This is a genomic window from Blastomonas sp. 34TW (genome assembly GCF_059803595.1).
The window spans coordinates 60,764-76,142 of record NZ_JAPFGW010000005.1; the positions used below are offsets into that span (position 1 = coordinate 60,764).

Annotated in this window: 16 protein-coding genes; 6 read left to right on the plus strand and 10 right to left on the minus strand. The window is 64.1% G+C overall.

The window, feature by feature from the left end; genetic code table 11:
- Positions 1 to 58: 58 nt before the first annotated feature.
- From OPU69_RS08135 to OPU69_RS08175, 9 genes are all read right to left on the minus strand, one after another.
- On the minus strand, positions 59 to 823 hold the full coding sequence (locus OPU69_RS08135; protein WP_498510285.1) for a hypothetical protein: 765 nt from the start codon (positions 821 to 823) through the stop codon (positions 59 to 61).
- Positions 824 to 1,099: 276 nt separating this feature from the next.
- The gene (locus OPU69_RS08140; protein ID WP_060977303.1) at positions 1,100 to 1,996 is read right to left on the minus strand and encodes an SDR family oxidoreductase; all 897 of its coding nucleotides are present in this window, start codon (positions 1,994 to 1,996) and stop codon (positions 1,100 to 1,102) included.
- Positions 1,997 to 2,135: 139 nt separating this feature from the next.
- Entirely contained in the window at positions 2,136 to 2,831 is a 696-nt protein-coding gene (gene phoB, locus OPU69_RS08145; protein WP_023838588.1) for a phosphate regulon transcriptional regulator PhoB, read from the minus strand.
- 31 nt (positions 2,832 to 2,862) lie between these two features.
- Positions 2,863 to 3,573, minus strand: a complete 711-nt coding sequence (gene phoU, locus OPU69_RS08150) for a phosphate signaling complex protein PhoU (protein WP_208597811.1) — start codon at positions 3,571 to 3,573, stop codon at positions 2,863 to 2,865.
- 90 nt (positions 3,574 to 3,663) lie between these two features.
- Complete coding sequence (gene pstB, locus OPU69_RS08155) at positions 3,664 to 4,449, minus strand: phosphate ABC transporter ATP-binding protein PstB (RefSeq protein ID WP_023838590.1); 786 nt, start codon at positions 4,447 to 4,449, stop codon at positions 3,664 to 3,666.
- Between the two features lie 8 nt (positions 4,450 to 4,457).
- A complete protein-coding gene (gene pstA / locus OPU69_RS08160; RefSeq protein ID WP_060977224.1) occupies positions 4,458 to 5,753 on the minus strand; it encodes a phosphate ABC transporter permease PstA in 1,296 nt (431 codons plus the stop codon).
- Positions 5,746 to 7,122 carry a phosphate ABC transporter permease subunit PstC gene (gene pstC / locus OPU69_RS08165; protein WP_498510289.1) on the minus strand — a complete coding sequence of 459 codons (1,377 nt, stop codon included), beginning with the start codon at positions 7,120 to 7,122 and terminating at the stop codon, positions 5,746 to 5,748. Before pstC ends, pstA begins: the two co-directional genes overlap by 8 nt.
- 8 nt (positions 7,123 to 7,130) lie before the next feature.
- Positions 7,131 to 8,249 (minus strand): substrate-binding domain-containing protein, encoded by a 1,119-nt coding sequence (locus OPU69_RS08170; protein ID WP_498510291.1) that lies wholly within the window; start codon positions 8,247 to 8,249, stop codon positions 7,131 to 7,133.
- Positions 8,250 to 8,387: 138 nt separating this feature from the next.
- Positions 8,388 to 9,725: an ATP-binding protein gene (locus tag OPU69_RS08175; RefSeq protein ID WP_230962356.1), complete on the minus strand. Its 1,338-nt coding sequence runs from the start codon at positions 9,723 to 9,725 to the stop codon at positions 8,388 to 8,390.
- Positions 9,726 to 9,900: 175 nt separating this feature from the next.
- Here OPU69_RS08175 and OPU69_RS08180 point away from each other — a divergent pair, with 175 nt between their 5' ends.
- From OPU69_RS08180 to OPU69_RS08195, 4 genes are all read left to right on the plus strand, one after another.
- Positions 9,901 to 10,308 (plus strand): hypothetical protein, encoded by a 408-nt coding sequence (locus tag OPU69_RS08180; protein WP_081096919.1) that lies wholly within the window; start codon positions 9,901 to 9,903, stop codon positions 10,306 to 10,308.
- 15 nt (positions 10,309 to 10,323) lie between these two features.
- The gene (locus OPU69_RS08185; protein ID WP_060977222.1) at positions 10,324 to 10,635 is read left to right on the plus strand and encodes an HPr-rel-A system PqqD family peptide chaperone; all 312 of its coding nucleotides are present in this window, start codon (positions 10,324 to 10,326) and stop codon (positions 10,633 to 10,635) included.
- 97 nt (positions 10,636 to 10,732) lie between these two features.
- Positions 10,733 to 11,641 carry an HprK-related kinase A gene (locus tag OPU69_RS08190; protein WP_498510517.1) on the plus strand — a complete coding sequence of 303 codons (909 nt, stop codon included), beginning with the start codon at positions 10,733 to 10,735 and terminating at the stop codon, positions 11,639 to 11,641.
- Positions 11,638 to 12,657 (plus strand): nucleotidyltransferase domain-containing protein, encoded by a 1,020-nt coding sequence (locus tag OPU69_RS08195; protein WP_498510294.1) that lies wholly within the window; start codon positions 11,638 to 11,640, stop codon positions 12,655 to 12,657. Before OPU69_RS08190 ends, OPU69_RS08195 begins: the two co-directional genes overlap by 4 nt.
- Positions 12,658 to 12,787: 130 nt before the next feature.
- Here OPU69_RS08195 and OPU69_RS08200 read toward each other — a convergent pair whose 3' ends face one another.
- Positions 12,788 to 13,477, minus strand: a complete 690-nt coding sequence (locus OPU69_RS08200) for an HAD hydrolase-like protein (RefSeq protein ID WP_498510296.1) — start codon at positions 13,475 to 13,477, stop codon at positions 12,788 to 12,790.
- Positions 13,478 to 13,572: 95 nt separating this feature from the next.
- Here OPU69_RS08200 and glmU point away from each other — a divergent pair, with 95 nt between their 5' ends.
- Positions 13,573 to 14,931, plus strand: a complete 1,359-nt coding sequence (glmU, locus tag OPU69_RS08205; protein WP_498510298.1) for a bifunctional UDP-N-acetylglucosamine diphosphorylase/glucosamine-1-phosphate N-acetyltransferase GlmU — start codon at positions 13,573 to 13,575, stop codon at positions 14,929 to 14,931.
- Positions 14,932 to 15,133: 202 nt separating this feature from the next.
- Positions 15,134 to 15,379: a ribbon-helix-helix domain-containing protein gene (locus OPU69_RS08210; protein WP_060977218.1), complete on the plus strand. Its 246-nt coding sequence runs from the start codon at positions 15,134 to 15,136 to the stop codon at positions 15,377 to 15,379.

Sequence of the window (15,379 nt, forward strand, 5' to 3'; positions counted from 1 at the left end):
GCTTTTTACTGTAAGTTTTTTGCATCTATCGCGAGAACGGGCAGAAAAACATCTGCGTTCAGTTTGCAAACTCCGTGCTGAATGACCCGGAGGACAGATGTGCTGCGAGCTCTTCTGTCGTGAGGTCCTCAATAAAAGAGGATGTGCCGTCAAAATTCGTTTTTCGATAAGAATCTAACCATTTCAACCGCTTCTCAATTCCCTTAGTCACGGGATCATCAGTCAGTTGCACCGTCACCCGCCTGAGCTTGACGCCCTCGCCGAAACTGGCCGCGAGAGCATCAGGATCGACGCGCTCCACAGTGGTTGGGTCATTGATGTCGCGAAAGCGGACCAGCATCGGGCGGGCAGGCATATCCCTAAGGACGCTGATATTGTTAAAGTTCTTGGGCAGCACGATCGGTCGACGATTTTGCAGCATGGCTTCATATCGCGCTCTGAACGAAGCGTCAGAGTCATATTTGCCATTCTCATCATTAACCCTCACCTGCGGTGCCAGGCGGAACAGGAGATTTGTCGGCCAGTCGACTTCAACATCCGACCGTAGCAGAGCGAACAAGGTGCCGTGCTGCCCCAGATCGATCGTGACGGCCTCGCCGTTGAGGCGATGCCGCACCGCGCCGGGGCTGGGGATGCTGGTGCTGCTGGTCATCGATGTGGACACCTCCACCACGCTGGAGCCGGTCTTCAATCCCTCGGGCGTCTCGACCTCGACCGTTAGCCGATAGCGATAATCGGGCAAGGTGCTGCCGCAACCGGATAGCATCACGACAAGGCCAGCCATCAAGGTCATGACCCCGCGCAAGCCGCCTGAAATGCTCATGATCCGTGCCCCTGCTATCCAGCGCCAATTCCGATGACAGCAAAAATAGCGGCTGAATGTCACCGAGTGATGAATTTTAACAGCGGCTCACTCATTCAGTGTGGAATCAAAAAGGGGCGCGACGATTACTCGCCGCGCCCCTTTTTCGTAACACTCGTGCATTTCCATCGTCATTCCCGCGAACGCGGGAATCCCGCTTTTTCGCCTCGGTGTTCGAGAAGCGGGACCCCCGCTTTTGCGGGGGTGACGAGGTGAATGCTATTTGGTGCCAGCCGATCAGCCCTGCAGCAGGCGCATGATCGTCATCGCCTGTTCGCTGCCCGACTGCGGCACGGTTTCGCCGGTGCGGTCGATGATCTTGTCGAAGATGCGCGCCACGCCTTCGGGGGTGCGCTCGCCTTCGGGGAGCGCGGCGCCCTGGGTCATCGTCACATAGGCGGCGTGGAACGCGCCTGCGCCCGCGCCGATGATCATGTTGGTCGGGGCCTCTTCAGACACAAGGTACAGCGCCGCGGGAACCACGTTCTCGGGCTTGAACTGGGCAAAGGCTTCGGGCGGGAAGATGTCTTCGGTCATGCGCGTTCCGGCGACGGGGGCGAGCGTGTTGACCTTGATGTTGTTCTTCGCGCCTTCCAGATACAGCGTCTTGGTGAGGCCCGCGAGGCCGAGCTTGGCTGCGCCATAGTTCGCCTGGCCGAAATTGCCGTACAGGCCGGTCGACGATGCGGTCATCAGGATGCGGCCGTAATTCTGCTCGCGCATCGTTTCCCACACCGCCTTGGTGCAATAGCCCGAACCGACGAGGTGGACCTTGACCACCAGATCGAAATCGGCGGGCTCCATCTTGGCGAAGCTCTTGTCGCGCAGGATGCCGGCATTGTTGATCAGGACGTGCACGCCGCCCCAGGCTTCCTTGGCCTTGGCGACCATCTCGACCATCTGCTCGTATTCGGTGACCGATCCGCCATTGGCCATGGCTTCGCCGCCTGCGGCCTTGATCTCCTCGACAACCTTTTCGGCGGCGTCCGAGGTGCCGGTGCCGTCGCGCGCACCGCCCAGATCGTTGACGACAACCTTCGCGCCGCGCGCGGCAAGCTCGAGCGCATAGGCGCGGCCGAGGCCCCCGCCTGCGCCGGTGACGATGGCAACGCGGTCCTTGAAACTGATGGTCATGGCAAGCATCCCTCTCTTGAATGCGCGGCTTGGCCACGCGGAATGGCGCGGGTTTTAGCCATGTTGAAGCGCTTGGCAAGCGCCAAGCCATGGGCTTTCAACTTTACGCGTCCGTCAAGCTGGGCTGACGCTACGGCGATCAGGCCAGTTCGCTGTCCAGCGCATAACCGGCGGAGCGCACGGTGCGGATGATATCGGGCTGGCCATTGGCGTTGAGCGCCTTGCGCAGGCGGCGGATATGCACGTCAACGGTGCGAATCTCGATATCGCTGTCATGCCCCCAGACGCTGTCGAGCAGGCGTTCGCGCGAGAACACCCAGCCGGGATGCTCGAGGAAATGGCGCAGCAGGCGGAACTCGGTGGGGCCGAGCGGAATGGTCTGCCCGGCGCGCTTCACCTTGTAGCCCACCGTGTCCATCTCGATATCGGCAAAGCTCAGCGCCTCGCCCGCCAGCGCCGGGCGCACGCGGCGCAGCACCGCGTTGACCCGGGCGATCAGCTCGCGCGGGGAGAAGGGCTTGGTGACATAATCGTCCGCGCCGATGTCCAGTCCCCGCACCCGGTCTTCCTCTTCGCCGCGCGCCGACATCATGATGATCGGGATGTTCGAGGTATCGTTGTCGCGGCGCAGGCGGCGGCAGACCTCGATGCCCGACAGGTTCTCGATCATCCAGTCGAGCAGCACGATATCGGGCCGTTCCTCACGCGCGATCAGCATCGCTTCCTCGCCATCGGCGGTCTGGCTGACGCGGAAGCCCTGTTTGTCGAAATGCCAGGACACCAATTCGGCCAAGGCCATGTCGTCTTCAACCAGCAGCAGATGCGGAGTCGTCATCGGTATCGTGCTTTCGTTTCAAAAGGTCCGGTCAGTCGCTGCCGGGCGCCAGCGCGTCGTCGCCGCGCTCGCGCTCGTTCATCGACTGGCCCATGACCGCGAAGTAAACCATCTCGGCCACATTGGTGGCGTGGTCGCCGATCCGTTCGAGATTCTTGGCGATGAACAGCAGGTGCGTGCCCGCGCCGACATGCTCGGGATTATCGATCATGTGCGCGATCAGCGCGCGGAAGATACTGTTGTAGAAATCGTCGACGGTCTTGTCCTGCGCGCACACCGCGACGGCAAGGTCGGCATCGCGCTTGGCAAAGGCGGTGAACGCATCGTCGACCAGCTGGCGGGTCGCGTCAGCCATGGCGGGCAGCAGCCGCGCGGCATCGATCTGCTGTTCGGCATCGATCAGCAGAACGCGCTTGGCGATGTTCTTGGCATAATCGCCGATCCGCTCGACCACGCCCGAGATCTTGAGCGCGGCGACGAGTTCGCGCAGGTCATCGGCCATCGGCGCGCGCAGCGCGATGGTCTGGATCACCATCCGGTCGATCTGCTCTTCCAGCGCGTCGATGCGCTTGTCGCCCTCGACCACCTGGCGCGCCAGATCGTGATCGTTGTTGGCGAGCGCGGTCATCGCACCCTCGACCGCCTTTTCGGCGCGCCCGCCGATCTCCGCGATCAGCCCGCGCAGGGTGATGAGGTCGCCGTCAAAGGCCTTCAGGGTGTGTTCGTTCAGGCTGTGGTTCATCAAGAAATTCCGTTCGTTGCGATGCCAGGCTTGGCGGGGCCCCCGTATCCCCGTGCTGCCGAGCCGTGTCGCTCAAGCATGTGGTGCGCCTCAGCCGTAACGGCCAGTGATATAGTCGCGCGTCCGTTCCTCGCGCGGATTGGTGAAGATATCCGAAGTGTCGCCATATTCCACCATGGTTCCCAGGTGGAAGAACGCGGTCTTCTGCGAGACGCGCGCGGCCTGCTGCATGTTGTGCGTGACGATGACGATGGCGTAGCGGCCGCGCAGCTCGTGGATCAGCTCCTCGATCTTCGCGGTGGCGATCGGGTCGAGCGCCGAGCAGGGCTCGTCCATCAGGATAACCTCAGGGTCGACCGCGATCGCACGCGCGATGCACAGCCGCTGCTGCTGGCCGCCCGAGAGCGCGGTGCCGCTGTCCTGCAACCGGTCCTTCACCTCGTTCCACAGGCCTGCGCGCACCAGCGAATTCTCGACGATCTGGTCGAGCTCGGCCTTGTTGGGGGCCAGGCCATGGATCCGCGGGCCGTACGCCACATTGTCGTAGATCGACTTGGGGAAGGGGTTGGGCTTCTGGAACACCATGCCGACGCGTGCGCGCAGCTGCACCACGTCCATGCTGCTCGAATAGATGTTCTCGCCGTCGAGCGTGATGTCGCCCTCCACCCGCGCGATCGGGATGGTGTCGTTCATGCGGTTCAAGGTGCGCAGGAAGGTCGACTTGCCGCAGCCCGACGGGCCGATGAACGCGACGACATTGTCCATGTCGATATCGATCGACACGCCCTTGATCGCTTCCTTGGGGCCATAAAAGACCCGCACGTCGCGCGCGGACATTTTCGGTTTGGTAGTGGCAGAGGCCAGATTGTCGAGCATGGATCGGGTTACCAGCGGGTTTCGAAGCGGTTGCGCAGGTACACGGCAATCGCGTTCATGGTGAGCAGGAAGACGAGCAGGACGATGATCGCGGCAGAGGTCTTTTCGACAAATCCGCGATTGACCTCGTCCGACCAGAGGAAGATCTGCACCGGCAGCACGGTGGCCGGGTCGGTCAGGCCGTCGGGCGGGGTGGTGGTGAAGGCGCGCATGCCGATCATCAGCAGCGGCGCGGTCTCGCCAAGCGCGCGCGCCATGCCGATGATCGTGCCGGTCATGATGCCGGGAATGGCGAGCGGCAGGACATGGTGGAACACGACCTGGATCGGGCTCGCGCCGACGCCCATCGCCGCCTCGCGGATCGAGGGGGGCACCGCCTTGATGGCGTTGCGCGCGGCGATGACGATGACGGGCATGGTCATCAAAGCCAGCGTCAGACCGCCGACCAAAGCCGCCGAGCGGGGCATCGACAGGAATTGCAGGAACACCGCCAGACCCAGCAGGCCGAAGATGATCGAGGGCACGGCCGCGAGATTGTTGATCGACACCTCGATCAGGTCGGTGAAGCGGTTCTTGGGCGCATATTCCTCGAGATACACCGCCGCCAGCACGCCGACGGGGAAGGCGAGGAACAGGGTCACGACCATCGTGATCAGCGAGCCCTTGAGCGCGCCCCAGATGCCGACGCGCGCCGGATCGGTGCCGTCAGAGCCGGTGAGGAACTGCATGTTGAAGCTTTGCCGCACTTCGCCCGCCTTGGTGAGCGCGGCATAATCGCGCTCGGCTTGCGGAGTGGAACGATCCTTGGCGGCGCGGTCGATATCGGCAGAGGTCGGCAGCCAGAAGCTGGTCTTGCCCATCACCAGATTGGGATTTTCGACCAACTGGTCGCGCAAGGCGGTCCAGGCGGTGCTGGCGAAATAGCGCGCGCCGTCCTCGCCATATTGCGCCTGCACGGCATTGTCGAAGATGCGGCGAACGTCGATCGAAGCCATGGTGGCGCGAAGCTGCGGCCCGGTCAGCTGATCGGGCGAGATGCTGCCGGTGGCGGCGGGCAGGTCGATGGTCAGCGTCGCCTCGGTGGTGACGAAACCCTTGGCCCCGTTGCCGATCATCACGACGAGCAGGAAGGCGAGGAACAGCGACGAGGTTGCGACCGCAGCCAGGCCGAGGAACTTGAACCGGCGCTCGGCGGCATAGCGGCGCGCTATCCGCTTCTGCATGGCATCGCCCATCCAGTCGGTCTTGCGCGACGAAGGGCTTCCTGTCTGGGGCGTGGCGGTCATGGTCAGGGCCTCAGTCATACGCTTCCCGGTATCTCTTGACGATCTGCAGCGCGACGATGTTGAGCAGCAGCGTGACGACGAACAGCGTCAGGCCGAGCGCGAAGGCGGCGAGCGTCATCGGGCTGTCGAAATCGGTATCGCCGGTGAGCAGCTGGACGATCTGCGTGGTGACGGTGGTGACGCTGGCGAAGGGATTGGCGGTGAGGTTCGCGGCCAGGCCTGCGGCCATCACCACGATCATCGTCTCGCCGATCGCGCGGCTGACCGCGAGCAGCACGCCGCCGACCACGCCGGGGAGTGCCGCAGGGATCAGAACCTGCTTGATCGTCTCGCTCTTGGTCGCGCCCATGGCGAGCGAACCGTCGCGCATGCTGCCGGGCACGGCGGCGATGCTGTCATCGGCCATGGAGGAGACGAACGGGATGATCATCACACCCATCACCAAGCCTGCGGCAAGCGCCGATTCGGACGACGCGTCGGTGATGCCGATCGACACGGCAAAGCTGCGCAGCGCAGGCGCGACGGTCAGCGCGGCGAAATAGCCATAGACCACGGTCGGCACGCCCGCGAGAATCTCGAGGATCGGCTTCATCCACTTGCGCACATTGGCGCTAGCATATTGAGTGAGGTAGACCGCGCTCATCAGCCCGAGCGGGATCGCGACCAGCATCGCGATGATCGCGCCGATGAACACCGTACCCCAGAACAGCGGCACCGCGCCGAAGCCGGTGGCCTGGCCATCGACGACCTTGTCCGACGGGTTCCAGTCGAGCCCGAACAGGAATTCGAACGGCGAGACCATGCCGAAGAAGCGGATCGTCTCGAAGATCAACGAGGCGACAATGCCGAGCGTCGCCAGGATCGCGATCAGCGAGGCGAGCAACAGGCCGAACATCACCGTGCGCTCGACCTGGGTGCGTGCGCGGAAATCCGGGCGGATGCGGGTAAAGGCAAAGGCGCCGCCGGCAAAGCACAGCAGGAAGGCGGCGAGCGCGCCGATCATCGCATATTTGTTGTCCGCGGCTTCATAGAGCGGGGCGAGCCTGACTGCGGCGTCGTTGAACACCTTGAGATCGGGATTGTGCGACAGCGCGCGCGCTTCGGACAGAATCGCGGCACGCTCGAAAGCATCGGTGGGAAGCCCTGCGGCCAGCGGGCTTTCGAGCACCTGGTAGCTGCCGAGCGCCGGCGCGATGGTGCTCCACACCAGCAGGAACAGGATCGCGGGAACGACCGCCCACATCGCGGCATACCAGCCATGATAGCTGGGCAGCGAATGGACGCTGGCAACACCCGACTGGATGAAGCGTCCGGCACGCGCGCGGGCGAAGACCCAGGCGATCAGGCCGAGGCCCGCAATCAGGAAGAAAGTGGCGGTGATGGTCATGACACTGCTTATTTCAGGTCCGCGCCGTCGAGCGGGGTGAGCGACTTGATGCGACCGAGCATCTCGGTACGGGTCTTGTCGGGCGCGGCGATCAGGCCGATCCGGGTGAGATAGCCCTCGTGCTCCCCGCCGCGCAGGAATTCGGCGACGAATTCGCGCAGGCCCGGGATCACGTCGACATGCTTCTTCTTCACATAGATGTAGAGCGTGCGCGCGCCGGGATAGGTGCCGTTCTCGATCGTCGCATAGCTCGGCTCGACGCCGCCGATCGGCACGCCGCGCACGGTGTCGGCATTGTCGGCTAGATAGCTGTAGCTGAAGATGCCGACCGCATCGGGGTTGGTCGAAAGCTTCTGGACGATCAGGTTATCGTTCTCTCCGGTATCGGTATAGGCCTGGTCGGTGCGGATCGAGTGGCAGATGTCCTCGAACTTTTCCTTGTCGCTGTCCGACAGCGCCTTGATCGCCGGATCGGTCTTGCAGCCCTTTTCCATGATGATCTCTTCGAGCGCATCGCGCGTGCCCGAGGTGGCGGGCGGGCCGAAGATGTTGATCCGCGTATCGGGCAGCGCCGGATTGATATCCGGCCAGCGCATCGCGGTATTGGGCCCCTTGCCGAACGGCTGGGCGGCGAGCGCGGTGTAGAATTCCTCGACCGTGAGCGACAGCTTGGGTCCCTTGGTCGACTGGGCGAGCGCGATGCCGTCAAAACCGATCACGATCTCGATCACCCCGTCGACGCCATTGGCCTGGCAGCGTTCGAACTCGCTCTTCTTCATCCGGCGCGAGGCGTTGACGATGTCGGGCGTCTTCGCGCCGACGCCCGCGCAGAACAGCTCCACCCCGCCGCCGGTACCGGTCGATTCAAGGATGGGCGAACGGCGCTCGGGATCGAAATTGACGAATTCCTCAGCCACCTTCTTGGCGAAAGGGAAGACGGTGGACGAGCCGACGATGCGAATCTCGCTGCGGCTGCTGCCCTCGCTGGTCGACGCCGGGTCCTTGCATCCGGCCAGCAAAAGCGCCGGAAGGCAGGCAAAGGCGAGCTTCCTGATCAACACGTCGACCCCTCTCTGGGCAAGAACATCAGCCGCACGTCCGGCCATGAAGGCGGCGACAGCGGACATGGCAGAATCGCGCGACGCGGATCATGCCTTTGCCTGGCCCCCTTCCGTTGAGGCCGTTAGGGAGGGGCCGTTGCCCGAACATGACAATCAGGTGACGCTTTTGTGACAGCGCTTCCGGCGGGTCCGGACGGTGGCGCCTCAGGCGGGCAGCGCGGGCTCGTCGGCCGGTGCGGAAGCATCGCCCTGAGCCCCGCGCGGATCGGCGGGCAGGGTGATGGTGATGGTCGTGCCCTTTTGGACTTCGCTGTCGATTTCCAGCCGGCCGCGGTGCCGCTCGACGATATGCTTCACGATCGACAGGCCGAGGCCCGTGCCGCCGATCGCGCGGCTGCGGCTCGAATCGACGCGATAGAAGCGCTCGGTCAAGCGCGGCAGATGCTCGGGCGCGATGCCTTCGCCGCAATCGCTCACCGAGAGCCGCAGCAGCGCGCCGTTGCGCGAGGCGCGCAGGCGCATTGTGACCGGAGTACCGGCCTGACCATATTTCATGCTGTTCGAGACCAGATTGTGCAGCAGCTGCGAAAGCTGCGCCCGGTCGCCACGAAGCGGCGGCAGGTCGGGGCCGATATCGACGACAATATCCGCGCCGCGCTCGGGCTGGCTCTGGCGCAGCACAGACTGAACCTCGCGCATCAGATCGGGCAGGTCGACCGGGGTGTCGGGTACGCGGAATTTCTCTGCCTCGATGCGCGAGAGCGAGATCAGGTCGTCGATCAGCTTCTGCATGCGATTGGCTTCGCGGAACATCACATTGAGGAAGCGAGCGCGGATCTCGGGATCGTCGCCAGCTTCCTTGTCTTCCAGCGTCTCGATAAAGCCCTTGATCGAGGCGAGCGGGGTGCGCAGCTCGTGGCTGGCATTGGCGACGAAATCGGTGCGCATCCGCTCGACCGCATAGACGCCCGAGCGATCCCAGAGGTGCAATATGCGTTCGCCGCCGGGCATGTCGCGCACCAGCATTTCCCAGCGCTGGTCGCGGCTGCCGATGCCGACCAGCTGGATCGGCCCTTCATTGGCCAGGCTCGCCTCTGCCAGCAGATCGGCCGCTGCCGGATGGCGGATGACCAGGCGGATATCCTCGCCGACGCAATATTCGCCCAGCAGCTTGCGCGCGGCGCTGTTGGCGCGGCGGACATTGGTGCCGGTCAGCACCAGCACCGGGTCGGCCAGCCCGTCGATAAAGCTGGTAAAATCGCGATGCTGGCTGATCGGCTTGACCTCGGGCTCGCGGATCGGGGCGGCGGCCTGGGGGTTGTGCTTGGCCGGGCTCGAAAGGTCGGCCATGATGACGATCGCAACGATGCCTGCGGCGAAGCAGATCATCGCCTGCTCCATGCCGTTTGTGCCGAACTGGCTGATCGCGACCCCTGCGCCCAGCACTGCTGTCGCGAGGAGGAAGCGGCCGCCGTTCAGTCCCGTTCCGCTGGCCTGTCCCATGTCGCGCGGGCTATACCAGCCTTGGCTGGGCCGCGCCATCGATGATCGGGGCGGTGCGCATTTTCATGGCGGTGGCTTGCCTTGTCCCGGCAAAGGACAGCCGATCAAAGGCCTTGCCTTTGCGCCGGTGACGGGTCTTTAGTCTTTTCGGCCGATATTTGCGCTGCGATTTTGCGCGTTTGGGACGATGAAGATGCACGCTGACGACAGCAACATGGATGGCTCCACCCCCAGCGATTCGGGTGTTGGACCTGCGCCTGTCGATGCGGCCCGCAGGACGCTGCTGATCGGGGCCGTCGCCACATCGGCCGTGGTCAGCATCCGCCCCGCGCTGGCACAGACCGCAGGATCGGTGCTCAACTGCCAGATCCCGGTGCCCGAGCGCGGCAAGGGCATGTATATCGACCCCACCGGCAAGCTGGTGACGCCCGACACGCCTGGCGCCTTTCCGCCGTCGCCGCGCGACTTTACCGGGGAAGAGGTGCGCAAGGCGCTGCAGGGCAGCAACCTGCCGGGCACCACGCGCGAACAGTCGCAGGCTTATCTCAACTATATCCGCAAGCTGCAGAACGGGCAGAGCGGCTTTACCTGCTATGCTTCGCTGCAGATGCCGCGCCGCTGACCCGAGGCGCAGGCGGTGAGCGAGCGTGCCTATGCTGCCTTGCCCGGCCATGCGCTCAAGCGCGTAAGGCTCGGCGGGCTGGAGGCGATCTATCACGCGCCTTCGGGCATCACGCATCTGCTGGCCGAACCCGTGCCCGAACTGCTCGATGCGCTGGATGCTGTCGGAGCAGGCACATTTGTCACAGCTGAGCGGCTCGTCGCGCAGATCGCCAGGCGATTCGATCTGCTCGGTGACGACCCGCAGGAGCGTCCCGAAACGGTACTTGGTGAGCGGCTGGCAGAGCTTGCCGCGCTGGGACTGGTGCGCGTGCGCGCGCAGGCGTGACACACTTGCATCAGCGCGATGTAAATCCGCATCGCTCGAGGGCATAGGCCCCCGTTTCCATTTTGTCCGCAGGGCCGCAAACGATATGGCACTTGCCATGCGCCATGCCTGTTTCATCACTGTCGGACCGGCCCGATTCCGCATCGGCAGCGATTGGCGCGCGCCGATCGATCAGCTGCGCGCGCTATATGCCGACTATCCGATGGAAGAGGTGGTGCCCGATTTCACGGTGCGGCTGCAGGCAACATCCGCGCTGCGCCGCTATGTCCGCCCGCAGGTCGCCATTGCGGGCGATTTCACGCTACCTGATGCGCTGCCATTGCCGCTGGAACAGGGGCTGCTTGCAGCGGAAATGGCGATGAACCTGCAAATGGCGCTGGGCTGGCGGCGGCATCTGCTGCTTCACGCCAGCGCCGTGTCGCGTCAGGGCCGGGCTGTCGTGATGACCGGGCTGTCGGGCGCGGGAAAGTCGACGCTGTCGGCGCTGCTCGCCGAACGCGGCTGGCGCTTCCTCGGCGACGAATTCGTCCTGCTCGATCCCGATAGCGGCAATATCGCGCCGTTTCCGCGCCCGGTGAGCCTCAAGAACCAGGCGATCGCAGCGATGGAGCGCGAGGTCGATGACGAGACGCGCTTCGGCCCGGTGCTGCGCGATACGCCCAAGGGCACCATCCGCCACCTGCGCCCGCGCACCGAATGGATCGAGCAGATGGCGCGCGAGACAAGGCCTGGCCTGCTGCTCTTCCCGCGCTTCGGCTTCCCTCGCGCGGTGCGCCGCATGGACGAGGCGGAGAGCTTCGTGCGCCTGACCCAGGCGTCGACCAATTATGTCGCTTTGGGCGAGCGCGGCTTCGATGCGCTTACCGGCTTCGTGCGCTCGGTTCCCGCCTGCGCGATCGACTATGCCACCGGCGACGAGGGTGTCGAACTGGTCGAACGACTCTGGTCCGAACAGGGGGCCAGAATGGGGGGCCAGTTTGGAGACGGGGCGGCCGCAGCGGCATGATCGACGGCTGGTCGGTTGCGCGCGCGCTCACCGATCCCGCATCGGTCGCCCGGCTCGATGCCGCCGGCTGGACGCGGCTGCTGTCCACTGCCCGTGCGCTGTCGCTGATCGGAACGCTGGCCGAGATCATGGCCGACCAGCCAGTGCCTTTCCCCACGGCGCGGGTGCTTGCCGATGTGCGGCTTTCCAACCAGGCCGGGCTGCGCCAGGCCTTGTGGGAAGCCGAATGCGCGCAGATGGCGCTGGCCGGCTATCCGGGTCGCGTCATTCTGCTCAAGGGCACCGCCTTTGCCGCTGCCGGGCTGGATGCCGCCATGGGGCGGTCGATCGGCGATCTCGACATTCTCGTCGCGCGCGAAGGGCTCGATCAGGTCGAGGCGTCGTTGCTGCAGGCGGGCTGGGAATGGGTCAAGCCCGATCCCTATGACGATGCCTATTACCGGCAATGGATGCACGAGCTGCCGCCGCTGATCCATGGCGAGCGCGACCGGATGATCGACGTGCACCACACCATCCTGCCGCTGACCGCCGGGCCGAAGCCCGATGCCGCGGCGCTGATCGCCGATGCGCGGAAGCTGTCGTCGGGTCTATACGTGCTCTCGCCTGCGGACATGATCTGCCATGCGGCAGCGCATCTGATCGCCGATGGCGACCTGTCGGGCGGGATGCGTAACCTGTGGGACATCGACCGGCTGGTGCGGCAGTTTGTCGCCGAGGACGCCGGTTTCGCGGACCGGCTAACGGAACGGGCGCGACTGCACCAGTTGATCGCGCCCGTGGCGCGCGCGCTGCGTCTGGCACACCGGCTGTTCGGCACTCCGGCAATCTGGCCGATCCGCCCGGGCGTTGCCGACGCGCTCTTCCTGCGGCGGATCACTGCGGTCGATGGCTGGGGGCGCAAGACGCGCAAGCTGACGCGCCAGGGCTTCTATATCCGCTCGCACCTGCTGCGCATGCCGCCGGCGATGCTGGCGCGCCATCTGTGGACCAAATGGCGCAAGGGGCATCGCGGGTAGACTGCACCTCCGCGAGTAGGCAAAAATCTTCGTTTGTCCCGAGCGAAGTCGAGGGACCCATGTTTGAACGGTTGCGATCACGTCCCTCGACTTCGCTCGGGACAAACGGCAGGGTCCGATACTGAACGGCCTATTTCGCCGCAATCCGCTCCAGCGTGGGGATGAACTCGTCATAATGGTCGATGATCGCATCCGCGCCCAGTTCGTCCACCGGCTGGTGCAGGAAGCCGAAGCTGACCGCGACGCACGGAATGCCGGCGTTGTGCGCGGCCATCACGTCATAGATGCTGTCGCCGATGAACGCCGCCGGCGTCGACCCCGGCTCGCCGCCACAGCGTCGGATCATCTCGTCGATCGGCGCACGGTCTGGCTTGGACTTGCCCTTGCCCATGGTATCGCCGCCGATCACGCAGGCGAACCGGTCGATCAGCCCGACTTCGCTGAGCAGCTTCACCGCGAACCGCTCATACTTGTTGGTGACGATGGTCATTTTCACGCCCATCGCATCGAAACGCGCCATGCAATCGAGCAGGCCGGGATAAGGCGGGGAGCCGCTGCCTAGATTCTCGCCATAATGGTCGAGCAGGATCGGCAGATATTCGCGCAGCGCTTGGGGATCACTGTTGCCGGCACGCTCGAGCCCCACCTGCAGCATATGCTTGGCACCCAGCCCCACCATCGGTTTGATCTCTTCCTGGGTCAGCGGCGGCAAGCCGGCGAGGCCCAGCGTGTGATTGACCGAAACGGTCAGTTCGGGGCTGGTATCGAGCAGCGTACCATCGAGATCAAAGCCAATGATTTGGTAGGGAAAGTCTGTCATGGGGCAGTGCATCGCCCGAAAAAGGTGGCGGATGCAAGCAGTTCGTGCCAAGGGTAAACACGATCTGCTTTGGGAAACGCGGAGAACGTTACGAAATGGCTGAGCAGCCGCTGGCAGCAATCATTCTGGCAGCGGGCCAGGGAACGCGCATGAAATCGGAGCTGCACAAGGTGCTCCATCCGATAGCAGGGCAACCCATGCTGCATCATCTGCTAGACAGCCTGGAGGCGGCGGGGGCCGCTCGCCAGGTGGTCGTGGTGGGGGCGCGTCGCGAACAGGTGGAGGCCTCGGTCGCGCCGCGCGGTGTGGACATAGCGCATCAGGCCGAACAGCTTGGTACGGCGCATGCCGCATTGCAGGCAAAGCATGCATTGGCGGGGTTCGACGGCATCGCGATCGTCTGTTTCGGCGATACGCCTTTTCTGCGCCCTGAGACCATTGCCAGGCTCAGCGACCGGTTGCTCGCCGAAGATGGCCCACGTGTCGCGGTGCTGGGCTTCGTGCCTGAGGACGCCAAGGCCTATGGCCGGATCATCGCCGATGCCACAGGTTCGATCTCGAAAATGGTCGAGTTCAAGGACGCGACCGATGCCGAGCGCGCGGTCAGGCTGTGCAATTCGGGCGTTACCGCCGTGCGCACCACCGATCTTTGGCCGCTGCTCGAACGCGTCGGCAACGACAATGCGGCGGGTGAATATTATCTGCCCGACATCATCATGCTGGCGCTGGCCGATGGCGACAGGGCGGTGGTGGTCGAGACCGATCCCGACGAACTGATCGGCATCAACAGCCGCGCCGAACTGGCGGAAGCCGAAAGCATCTGGCAGGCCCGTCGACGGGCGCAGGCGATGGCTGATGGCGCAAGCCTGATCGCGCCTGAAACCGTGTGGTTCGCACATGATACCGTTGTCGGGCGCGATGTCGTGATCGAGCCCAATGTCGTGTTCGGCCCCGGCGTGACCATCGCCGACAATGTGGTGATCCACGCCTTCAGCCATATCGAAGGGGCGACCATCGCCAGCGGCTGCACCGTCGGCCCGTTCGCGCGGCTCCGCCCCGGCGCGGACATGCGTGAAGGCGCGAAGGTCGGCAATTTCGTCGAGATGAAGAAGGCGGTGCTGGGGCCGGGGGCCAAGGCGAACCATCTGACCTATCTGGGCGATGCCACGGTCGGCGCGAACGCCAATATCGGCGCGGGCACGATCACCTGCAATTATGACGGCTATTTCAAATACCAGACCGTCATTGGCGAAAACGCGTTCATCGGATCGAACAGCGCGCTGATCGCCCCGGTCAGGATCGGCCGCGATGCGATCGTGGCAGCGGGCAGCGCGGTGTCGCGCGACGTCGCCGATGGCGAGTTGCGCCTGGTCCGCGCCGAGCAGCTGGTCAAGCCCGGCTGGGCCGACCGCTTTCACGACGCGATGCGCAAGAAGAAGCGCGAGGGGAAGTGAGGGGGCATCCGCTCTTCCCGGTTTTTGTGGCGTGCTTGGTGTTGCTTGCTGGCATCGTGTTGACGGTGTGGCGCGTGGTTGCTTGCGAAATATCTGGTGGGGTAATCACTTCGGCCACCCGGTTTGGCCAGTGCGCCATGCCTTGACATGATATCATGATATGATATCAGTATATCATCGCCGTTCTGGAGATGACGATCGCATGCGCATACTGACCGAAATCCCCGACGAAGATATCGAGAAGCTCGATGCGATTGCGGCGAAGAGCAGTACGTCGCGGGCAGCCACCATTCGCGAGGCGGTGAAGCTGTATCTGGTTCAGAACGGGGATGACCGCAGCTGGATTCAGCGCGGTGCGGGCTACTGGAAAGATCGCGATGATATCGGCGACGCGGTCGAATATCAGCGCGCCATGCGCGAAGACCGCCGCAGCTATGATGATATCTGA

Bases quoted from the DNA above. Each gene is read 5' to 3' on its own strand.
- OPU69_RS08135 (WP_498510285.1), bottom strand. From the start codon at position 823: ATGAGCATTTCAGGCGGCTTGCGCGGGGTCATGACCTTGATGGCTGGC.
- OPU69_RS08140 (WP_060977303.1), bottom strand. From the start codon at position 1,996: ATGACCATCAGTTTCAAGGACCGCGTTGCCATCGTCACCGGCGCAGGC.
- phoB (WP_023838588.1), bottom strand. From the start codon at position 2,831: ATGACGACTCCGCATCTGCTGCTGGTTGAAGACGACATGGCCTTGGCC.
- phoU (WP_208597811.1), bottom strand. From the start codon at position 3,573: ATGAACCACAGCCTGAACGAACACACCCTGAAGGCCTTTGACGGCGAC.
- pstB (WP_023838590.1), bottom strand. From the start codon at position 4,449: ATGCTCGACAATCTGGCCTCTGCCACTACCAAACCGAAAATGTCCGCG.
- pstA (WP_060977224.1), bottom strand. From the start codon at position 5,753: ATGACTGAGGCCCTGACCATGACCGCCACGCCCCAGACAGGAAGCCCT.
- pstC (WP_498510289.1), bottom strand. From the start codon at position 7,122: ATGACCATCACCGCCACTTTCTTCCTGATTGCGGGCCTCGGCCTGATC.
- OPU69_RS08170 (WP_498510291.1), bottom strand. From the start codon at position 8,249: ATGTCCGCTGTCGCCGCCTTCATGGCCGGACGTGCGGCTGATGTTCTT.
- OPU69_RS08175 (WP_230962356.1), bottom strand. From the start codon at position 9,725: ATGGCGCGGCCCAGCCAAGGCTGGTATAGCCCGCGCGACATGGGACAG.
- OPU69_RS08180 (WP_081096919.1), top strand. From the start codon at position 9,901: ATGGATGGCTCCACCCCCAGCGATTCGGGTGTTGGACCTGCGCCTGTC.
- OPU69_RS08190 (WP_498510517.1), top strand. From the start codon at position 10,733: ATGCGCCATGCCTGTTTCATCACTGTCGGACCGGCCCGATTCCGCATC.
- OPU69_RS08195 (WP_498510294.1), top strand. From the start codon at position 11,638: ATGATCGACGGCTGGTCGGTTGCGCGCGCGCTCACCGATCCCGCATCG.
- OPU69_RS08200 (WP_498510296.1), bottom strand. From the start codon at position 13,477: ATGACAGACTTTCCCTACCAAATCATTGGCTTTGATCTCGATGGTACG.
- glmU (WP_498510298.1), top strand. From the start codon at position 13,573: ATGGCTGAGCAGCCGCTGGCAGCAATCATTCTGGCAGCGGGCCAGGGA.
- OPU69_RS08210 (WP_060977218.1), top strand. From the start codon at position 15,134: ATGCGCATACTGACCGAAATCCCCGACGAAGATATCGAGAAGCTCGAT.